The sequence below is a fragment of the Rhizobium sp. Leaf321 genome, assembly GCF_001423215.1.
GTDB classification, from domain to species: Bacteria; Pseudomonadota; Alphaproteobacteria; order Rhizobiales; family Rhizobiaceae; genus Neorhizobium; species Neorhizobium soli.
Genome location: NZ_LMOF01000006.1, coordinates 502778 through 513026 on the forward strand (window position 1 = coordinate 502778; position 10249 = coordinate 513026).

Here is a 10249-nt window from a genome sequence, read left to right on the forward strand (position 1 = left end):
TTGAACCCAACGGCCGTCGAGCGGTTCACCGCGACGCGGTGAACCTTACTTACGCGACATAGCGGGCAATCACGGCGGAGATCTGGTCCGGGCTCAACGATCCCATCTGCGTATCGATCAACGCCGCAAGCTGGTCGCTCGTCAGATGCGAGATGTCTGCCGTCGATATGCCAGAGATCCCCGAGGCGCTGATGAGCGAGATGTCTTCGGCCGAGAATGTCGCAAGGCCCGCATCCGTCAGTGCGGAAATCTGTGCCGACGTCATCGCGTTGACCTGCAGCGGTGTGAGGGCCTCTGCCTGTGCCGTGGTGAGCGACGCGATGACCAGCGCGCTCAAGCTTGAGATCGCACCGGTGCTGAAGGCGGCAATCTCCTCGGTGGTAAAGCCGAGAATATCGTCGGTGCCGATGCCCGATGCCTGAAGCGCGCCCAGGGCCCCGACCTGATCGACCGACAATGCGGCGAGCTGATCGGTGTTCATGGCGACGATCTGGTTGTAGCCGAGGCCGGCCACCTGGCTCGTCGTCAGCGCGCCGATCTGGATCGTGGAAAGACCTGCGATGATGCTGACCGGCAGTCCCTTGATCGAAGTCGGGTTGAGAACGGCCAGCTCTTCGAGTGTGAACGTGCCGAAATCGTCTGCCGAAATCCCCCCAAGTCCGTTGGCGCTGAGGCCCGCAAGCTGTTCGGTCGAAAGCGCGTCGATCTGCTGCGCACTCATGGCGTCGATCTGCAGGCTTGTCAGGCCGCCGACGCTTCCGGCACTCAGAGAAGCAATCTGATCGTTAGAAAGCGCGGCAATAAAGCCGGTCGAAAGGCCCTTGATTGCGGATGAGCTGATCGCTGCCAGATCCGCCGTCGAGAAGGTTTCGAAATCTTCCGACGAGAGCCCCATCAGCGCGCCGGAACTCAGCGCCGCAATCTGGCTCGTCGTGAACGCGTCGATCTGCTCGGTATTGAGAGCCGCGATCTGAACACTGCCGAGACCGGAAATGCCGCCGGCACCGATCGCTGCGATCTGTTCGACCGAAAGTGCTGCGATATAGTCTGTGCCGAGCGAGGCCATCTGCTTGGAGGTCAGGGCGCCGACCTGGTCGGTCGTCAGCGCTTCCAGGTGATCGACGCTGATGGCGTTGATCTGGCTGGTGGAGAGACCCGAGATCGCCCCCGGGCTCAAGGCCGCGATCTGCTCCGTCGTGAAGGCGCCGATCGTTGCCGTCGAAAGTCCGCCGACGCTGGCCGAGCTGATGGCCGCGAGTTGCTGGCTCGAGAGAACGGCGAGATCGCCGGTGTCGAGCGCTGCAATCTGCTTGGACGTGAAGACCGCGATCTGCGTGGTCGTCAAAGCTTCGATCTGCATCGAGCTCAAGACGGCGATCTGCGCCGTCGAAAGTCCTGCAATGCCGCCGGTACCGAGCACGGAGATCTGCTCGACCGAAAACGCCGACAGCATTGCTGTGGAAAGGCCAGGCATCGCCTTCGAACTGATCGCGGCAATGTCACTGGTCGAGAACGATTCGATATCGTCCTGGCCAAGCGCGGCAAGCTGTGTGGATGTGAGCATGCCCACCTGATCGGAGGTGAATGCCTCCACCTGATCGACCGTCAAGGCGGCAATCTGGGTCGCCGAGAGGCCTGATATCGCGCCTGTGTTGAGCGCCGCGATATCGTTCGGCGACAGCATCGCCAGATCGTCCGTGCCGAGCACCGCAAGCTGGCGGGACGTCATCACCGAGAACTGTGCAGTCGTCAGGGCTTCCACCTGCAACACGCTCAGGGCATTGATCTGGGCGGTCGACAGGCCTGCAATGCCGTCGGCGCTGAGAGCCGCGATACGGTCGGTCGAAAGTGCCGCAATCATCGACGTCGACAGGCCGGGCACGGCCTTGGACGTGATGGCGGCGATGTCTGCAGTCGAGAATGTCTCGATGTCGTCAAGTCCGAAGGCTGCGATCTGGCCTGAGCTCAAGGTGGCGATCTGGCTGGATGTCAGTGCCTCCGACTGGCTCGTGCTGAGCGCTGCGATCTGGACCGTCGAAAAAGCGGCGATCACCGACGGGTTGAGCGCCGAAATGTGATCGGCCGAGATGGCAAGAATGTCGTCGGTGCCGAGCGCTGCCACCTGCCTCGATGTCAGAGCCGAAAGCTGGCCGGTGGTGAGTGCGCCGACTTGATCGGTGCTGAGGACATTGATCTGGGCCGTTGTCAGCCCGGCAATGCCGCCGGTGCCGAGTGCAGAGATCTGATCGGCGGAGAAGCCTGCAATCGTCGCTGTCGAGATCCCCTGCATGGCCGACGAACTGATCGCCGAAAGATCGCCAGTGCTGAATGTCGCCAGATCGTCCGTGCCAAGCGATGCGATCTGCGTCGAACTCAGCATGGCAACCTGAACGGACGTCAGAGCTTCGATCTGATCGCTGCTCATGCTGCTCATCTGGGCCGTTGTCAGCCCCGCGATGGCGGCCGTGTTGAGCGCTTCGATCTGATCGTGGGAGAAGGCAGCGATCCCGGATGTGCCGAGCGCCGAAATCTGCCGCGAGGTCAGGTTCTTGATTTGGCTCGTGGTCAGCGCAGACAGCTGATCCGTGCTCATCGCCCCGACCTGAGCCGTCGTCAGGCCGGCGATATTGGCGGTGCCTAGCGCTTCGATCTGGTCTGCCGAAAAGCCCGCGATGGTCGCGGTCGACAGACCCTGCATCGCAGCCGAGCTGATCGCGGCGATATCGGCTTCCGAGAAGGTCGAAAGATCGTCGGCGCCAAGCGCTGCAATCTGCGATGAACTGAAGGCGCCAACCTGGGTCGCCGTAAAGGCCTCGACCTGAGCGGTGCTAAGGACGCTGATCTGCGCGCTCGAAAGCCCCGTAACGCCGCCCGAACTCAGAGCGGCGATCTGGCCGGCCGAAAGGGCCGCGACATCTTCCGTATCCAGCGCTGCGATCTGCTTGGAGTTGAGAACCGCAATCTGGGACGATGAGAGCGATCCGATCTGGTCGCTTGTCAGAGACTGGATCTGCTTCGTCGACAGCCCGGACAGTCCGGCTGCACTCAGCGCTGCGACCTGATCGGTGGTCAGTGCTGCGATCACGGCGGTCGAAAGCCCGACGATGAGGTCGGAGCCGATCGCTGCAATATCCTGCGTCGAGAATTTGCCGATATCGGCAGTGTCGAGCGCCGTCGCCTGCCGGGAATTGAGGGCCGCGACCTGCTTGCTTGTCAGCGCCTCGATCTGCGCCGAGTCCATGGCGTCGATCTGCCTGGTGCTGAGACCGGCTATGCCGGCTGTGCTGAGCGAATCGACCTGGTCGACCGACAGTGCCGCGATCATGTCGGTGGAGAGGCCGGCAATGGCGTCCGAGCCGATCGCGGCGATATCTGCGGTGGAGAATGTGGCGATATCGTCGGTGCCGAGCGCTCCAAGCTGCTTGGAGCTGAGCGCGCCGACCTGCGAGGCCGTCATGGCTTCGACCTGCGCCGTGCTCAACGCACTCAGCTGGCCGGTCGAAAGCCCGGCGACACCCGCCGCGCTAAGCGCCGCGATCTGGGAGGTCGTCAGCACGGTCACGTCGCTGGCGCCGAGAGCACCGACCTGCGCCGAGGTCAGTGTCGCGAGCTGCTTCGTGGTGAGGACCGAAACCTGGTCGGATGTCAGCGCATCCACCTGTTTCGTCGTCAGTCCGGAAATGCCGTTCGTGCTGAGCGCCGCGATGGCTGCGGTCGAAAGAGCAGCGATCACCGATGTTGAAAGCCCGGCAACCGCGCTGGAGCTGATCACGCCGAGGTTCTTGGCGGAAAACGCCTCGATATTGTTGGAGATGATCGCCACGATCTGCGACGAGCTCAGAACCGCAGCCTGGCGGGTGGACAGCGCTGCGATCTGATCCGAGGAGAGCGCGGCAATCTGGCTCGTGGTCAGGCCGAGAACACCGGTGGAACTGAGTGCGTTCACCTGGCTCGAGGAAAGAGCGGCAATATCTGTAGTCTCAAGAACAGAGACCTGCAGCGAGGTCAGCGCCGACATCTGCTTGGTGGAAAGGATCGCGATCTGACCAGCGCTCAGGGCATCGACCTGCCGTGTCGTCATGCCGGAGATACCGGCTGTGCTGATCGCCACGATCTTCTCGCTCGACAGGCTGGCGATCGTTGACGTGGACAGACCCGAAATTGCGCCCGAACCGATCGCCGAAATCTCCTTGGTCGAGAATGTCGCGATGTCGTCGGTCCCGAGTGCAGCAAGCTGCGAGGATGTGAGTGCACCGATCTGATTAGAATTCAGCGCTTCGGCCTGATCGACCGACAGAACGGCGAGCTGTCTGGTGCTGAGACCCCCAACGCCGGAGGCGCTGAGGGCTGCGACCTGCATGGAAGATAGCCGTGCGATGTCGGCGGTATCAAGCGCTGCGACCTGCGTCGATGTCAGGGCCGCCATCTGCTTGGAGCCGAGCACCGTGATCTGTGCGGATGTGAGAGCCTCGACCTGATCGACGCCAAGCGCTGCCACTGCGGAGGCGCTCAGTGCGGCGACCTGCGCCGTGGAGAGAACCGCAATGTCGCTCGCGCCGAGCGCTGCGATCTGTGTCGGTTTCAGGGCGGCGATCTGCTGGGTGCTCAACGCTCCGATCTGTGATGTTGCAAAAGCTGCGATCTGGCCTGTACCAAGTGCCGCCAGGGCACCTGTCCCAAGCGCTGCGATCTGGCTTGCGGAGAGCGACGAGATCGCATCCTCCGACAGCCCGCCAACCGCGCTCGATCCGATTGCTGCAATATCGAGCGTCGAGAAGGTGGCGATGTGATCATCGTCGAACGCCGAGAGCTGTTTCGACGACAGGGCGCCGACCTGTGCCGACGTCAGGCTTTCGGCCTGCCGGGTCGACATTGCACCGATCTGGTCCGCGACCAAGCCCTTGATGGCACCTGTTGACAGTGCTGCCACCTGGTTCGTCGACAGTGTCGCGATACCGTCTTCCGTCAGCGCAGAAACCTGCTTGGAAGACAGGACCTTCACCTGAGCCGCCGAAAGCGTAGCCACCTGATCCGTCGACAGTGCCGCAATCTGCTGCGTGCCGAGGTTGGCAATCGCGCTCGTCCCGAGAGCGGCGATCTGCGCTGTCGTGAGTGCCGCAATGATATCGGTGCTGAGGCCGCCGATGCTCTTGTTGGTGAGCGTCGCGATTTCTGCGGCCGTAAACGTCGCGATTGCCTCGGGGGAAAGCGCTGAAAGCTGTTTCGAGGTCAGTGCCGCGATCTGCAGGGTGGATAGGATATCCGCCTGCTCGGCCGAAAGGCTGGCGATCTGGGTTGTCGACAGCTTGGCGATCGCACCCGTGCCGAGAGCCGCGACCTGGCTGATGGAAAGTCCTGCGATCGCATCCGAACTGAGGCCGCCGATACCCTTGCTGCTGATCGCGGCGATTTCGGCCGTGGTAAACGTCGCGACTGCCTCCGGCGACAGTGCGGCAAGCTGCTTCGAGCTCAGCGCCTTGATCTGGACCGAGGACAGGGCCTCGGCCTGTTCGACCGAAAGGGCGGCAATCTGGTCCGTGCCGAGGTTGGAAATGGCGGACGTGCTGAGCGAAGCGATCTGTCCGGTTGTCAGCGCGGCAATGTTCTCGACGGTGAGCCCCGCAATGCCACGATTGCTGATGGCAGCGATATCGTCGGTTGAGAAGGTGGCGATTGCCGAATCGCTGAAGGCTGCGATCTGCGACGAGGTCAGGGCCTTTACCTGGACCGAGGAGAGGGCTTCCGCTTGATCTTCGGAAAGTGCTGCAATCTGAACCGTCGAAAGCTTGGCAACGGTCGCGGTTCCGAGTGCTGCAATCTGCTGCGTGGAAAATTCGGCTATGGTCCCCGTGCTGATTGCGGTGATCTGCGTTGCGCTGAGCGCTGCGATCTGCGCTGTCGCCATGGCAGTGAACTGATCGACCGAGAGCGCTGCCACCTGCGTTGCCGAAAGCTTCGCAACCGTCCCCACGGTCAGGGCGGCGATCTGCTGTTCGGACAGGGCTGAGATCACGTCGGTTGTCAGACCGGAGACCGCCTTGCTGCTGATCGATGCAATGTCCGCCGTCGAAAACGTTTCGATCGCCTCTGCGCTCAGAACCGCAAGCTGGATCGAGGTCAGCGCTTTTACCTGGACCGAGGATAGCGCTTCGGCCTGGTCGATGGACAGAGCAGCAATCTGATCGGTGTTGAGACCGACGATCGCCCTTGTGTTGAGCGCCGCAACCTGATCCGTCGATAGCGCCGCGATATCGTTGCTGGTCAATGTGCCCATTTGCGACCCGCCGAGAGCGGCAATCTGGATTGTCTTCAGCGCTGCAAGGTGATCGGCGGAAAAGGCATTGATCTGGCTCGTGGCCAGATTGGAAATCGCCGCTGTGTTGAGCGCTGCAACCTGTTCTTCCGACAGTGCGGCGATCAGCGTCGATGTCAGGCCGCGCACACCTTTCGCGCTGATCGCAGCCATGTCGGCGGTAGAGAATGTTGCGATCTCGTCGGGTGTAAGGGCCGCAATTTGTTCCGAGGTGAGGGCACCGACCTGGACGGAGGTCAGAGCCTCGGCCTGATCGTCCGAAAGGCTGCTGATCTGTGCGGTTGACAGTGAGGAAACCTGTCTCGTGCTCAGGCTGGCGATTTCGTTCCCGTTGAGAATGGACAACTGGTCCAGCGTCAGGCCGATGATCGCATTTTGCGAAATGGCATTGAGCTGCACCGTGTTCATCACGTCGACGTCTTCGACATCAAGGGCCGCAATCTGCGAGGACGACATCGCAGCGATCTGCTTGGTCGAAAGCGATGCGACATCTTCCGTGGTCCACGCAGCGACGCTTGCCGTTGAGAGGGACCTGACCTGAGAGGCACTCAGGGAGGAAATGGTCGAGGTCATACGCTATGATCCTTGATGCGGCATTTGATTTTAAAAATGGATTTTGAGCCTTTGAGACTGCCGAAAACCCGGACGCTCTCGATCGAGAACAGCCGGGTCAGGACAGTTCAGCCCTTGTTTTGTTTCCAGAAACGGTCGTCGTAGGGAATCGGCGCATATTCGTTCTGATATGCCAGCTTCGATGTGTAGCGCTTCCGGTAGGCATCGGCAGTTTCGAACTCGATCCCCTCGAGAACGAGCTCCGCGCCGACTTCGTAATAGATGTCGAGATTGCGAAGATCAGGCACCGGCGTCTCCCCACGCTCGGCCTCGCCCTGCATCTGCCAGTAGAGTTCTTCCAGCCGACGCGCGAGGCCGGGCATGTCCCGAAGCGCGCTCGTGTCGCGCTTGTCCCAGAGCGACGTTCTGATCGCGCGCAGGCTCTCGCGGTCATGCGCAAATCCGATGGCGCGGGCGACATACTCCTCCGGTGTGGCGCAGATCATCTCCGGAATGCCGGCGGCGGCAACAATACTGCCGCAGAACCGCGAGGCAAAGCCGTTGCCGGACACAGTGAGGATCGGAAGACCCATGGTGATGGCGTCCGATGCCGTCGAATGCGCGCCGTAGGGGAATGTATCGAGGAAGAGATCGGCACAGGCGATGCGGGCAAGGTGATTGGCGTTCGGCGCTTTCGGCGCGAAGATCAGCCGTTCTGCCGCGATGCCCTGCTTTTCTGCCAACTGACGCAGCCGCACATTGGCATCCTCGTCCCCCGCGAGCAGCCAGAGGACGCTGCCGGGCGTTGCCGACAGGATCTTCATCCAGCGATTGAAGCAGTCCGACGTGATCTTCTGCATGCCATTGAAGCAGGCATAGACGAAGGCGCCGTCCGGCAGTCCGGCACCGATGCGGCTCGGCGTCGGGGCGATTACGCGCTTGCGGTCGATCGGCTGGTTGCAGGCGATCCGCAGCACCTTCTCCGTATAGAAGATCTCGTTTTCCGGCGGCACGATGTGACCGTCGGCAATCATGTACTGGTGGAACGGGCTGCCGATCGATCCCGGATAGCCGCAGAAATTGACGATGACAGGTGCCGGACGGTAGGCGAAGATTTTCGCACGGGCCATTTTCGTATAGCCGTTGACGTCGATCAGGATATCGATCTCGTCGGCGCGGATCGTCTTCGCCGCTTCCGCATCGCCAAGTGCCGCAATATCGCGCCACTGGTCGGCGACCGCCTTGATGCGGTCCTGCGTGGCATCGTTGGTGCGGGCCTCGCCGCAATAGTAGGCGTAGATCTCGACGTTGTCCTTGTCATGCAACTCGAGCACTTCACGCAATGCGAAACCGACGGCATGGTCGCGAAGGTCTGATGACAGGTAACCGATGCGCAGGCGCTGGCCGGTTCCGGTCTTCTTCTTGGCCGCCTTGCGCGGTAAGGCACTGAGGTCGAACGGCCCCCCGATAAGCTGCTTGCTGTAGCGATAGGCCTTGGCCAGCTGGAACATCGGATCGTCCGAATAGCACGACAGCGTCAGCGGCGACATGGCGTCGAGAAGCTGGCGCGGCGTCACATGCGGCGATGTCGTAGTCAGAACCGGCCATTTGCACTGGCGCTGGCGAATCGAACTCCAGTGCTGGCCGGCCTCCGTCTTGTTTGGCTGCAGTTCGATCGCCTGCCACAGGATGGATTCCGCATCATCCAGCCGACCTGCGTTTTCGAGCACGCGGCCGGTATGCTGCATGGCCATCAGGCGGTTGTTGATGCGGTCAGGAATGACTTCGTCGGTCAGATCGATATAGGTGCGCCATTTCTGGAGTGCCTGATTGATGAGGCCGGAATCTTCGAGCGTACGTCCCAGATTGATATGGGCCGGGCCGAAAAGCGGATCGAGCCTGTTGGCCGCCTGCAAGGCGAGAATGGCGCCGGCATTGTCGCCCTGCTGTCGCAGCGTCACGGAGTAGTTGAAATAGGCGACATGCAAAAGCGGGTGGGTTTCGTTGAAGGCGGTCCACACCTTGTAGACCTCGACGGCGCGCGCCTGCTGGCCGCTGGAATTGAGCGCTTCTGCAACCTGGAACAGATCGCCGAGCGAGAGTTGCTGGTTCTGCGCCTTCTCCAGAATACTGGCGAAGGGCGAAGCCTGGGCAGTTGCAGGTGCGATATTGGCGTTCATGACCATCCCGTTCCAAGGCAGCGATGCTGACGATTGACGCACTCCACGCGTCTTATCCTTGTAATTATCGGGGTTAGCTTGCGTCGGGCTTGTTATTGCGGTCGCGAAGCAGGGTGAGGGCAATCCAGACTTGCATGCCCTGCGGTCAACCAAAAAGGCGGCGCAGCCTAAGCTGCGCCGCCTTTGATGATGGAGCGTATCGCCTTCGCTGGTCGTCAGACCGACGAGTATGCGGCAATGACAGCTGCGACCTGTTCGTCGCTCAGGGCCTGGATCTGACGCGAGTTCAGGGCATTGAGCTGTGTCGAGGCCAAGCCGGCAATGTCTTCTGTAGACAGGCCGGAGATGGACTTGGTGCTGATCGCGGCGATCTCGTCAGTCGAGAAGGCTGCAATTTCGTCGGTCGACATTGCGGCGATGCCGCCAGAGGTCAGACCGGCAATCTGCGAGCTGGTCAGTGCAGTAACCTGATCCAGGCTGAGCGCTGCAACCTGATCGGTTGACATGGCCGAGAGCACCTTGGAGCTCAACGAACCGATGTCGGCCGTTTCGATTGCACCGATCGCGGCGGTGGACAGTGCCGAGATCTGCCTGGAGGTCAGCGCGCCGATCTGGGTGGAGCTGAGGGCTGCAACCGTATCAGTGCTCAGAGACGCGACCTGGTCGGTGGACAGGGCCGCAATCTGCTTGGAGCTCAGCGAACCAACGTTAGCGCTGAGAGCAGCAAGCTGATCCGTGGAGAGACCGGAGATTGCCTTCGTGCTGATGGCCGCGACTTCGTCAGTGGAGAAGGCTGCGATTTCGTCGGTCGACATGGCAGCGATGGCACCCGAGCTCAGGCCGGCGATCTGCGAGCTGGAGAGAGCCGTTACTTGATCGATACCGAGAGCTGCGACCTGGTCTGTCGACATAGCCGAAAGCTGCTTGGAGGTGAGGGCAACGACACTGGCGGTCGAGATTGCGCCGATCGCGTTGGTGGACAGAGCCGCGATCTGAGTGGACGTCAGTGCGCCGATCTGGTTGCTGCCGAGCGAAGCGATGACATCCGTGCTCATCGATGCAATCTGGGTAGTCGACATCGCCGAGATCTGCTTGGAAGTCAGGACAGTCACATCGGTCCCGAGGGCAGCCAGCTGATCCGTGGACAGGCCGGAGATTGCCTTGCTGCTGATGGCGGCGACTTCGTCAGTCGAGAAGGCTGCGA

2 protein-coding genes and 1 pseudogene are annotated in these 10249 nt (G+C 61.4%); all 3 read right to left on the minus strand.

What is annotated here, in order from left to right; translation table 11 throughout:
* Positions 1–49: 49 nt before the first annotated feature.
* Positions 50–6886: a hypothetical protein gene (locus tag ASF70_RS08795; protein WP_062579085.1), complete on the minus strand. Its 6837-nt coding sequence runs from the start codon at positions 6884–6886 to the stop codon at positions 50–52.
* A 107-nt stretch (positions 6887–6993) separates the two neighbouring features.
* Positions 6994–9045, minus strand: a complete 2052-nt coding sequence (locus ASF70_RS08800) for a glycosyl transferase (RefSeq protein WP_062580155.1) — start codon at positions 9043–9045, stop codon at positions 6994–6996.
* A 215-nt stretch (positions 9046–9260) separates the two neighbouring features.
* Positions 9261–10249: pseudogene (locus ASF70_RS24170) on the minus strand (hypothetical protein); the annotation flags it as partial.

Coding starts and splice junctions, on each gene's coding strand:
- ASF70_RS08795 (WP_062579085.1), bottom strand. CDS start 6,886: ATGACCTCGACCATTTCCTCCCTGAGTGCCTCTCAGGTCAGGTCCCTC.
- ASF70_RS08800 (WP_062580155.1), bottom strand. CDS start 9,045: ATGAACGCCAATATCGCACCTGCAACTGCCCAGGCTTCGCCCTTCGCC.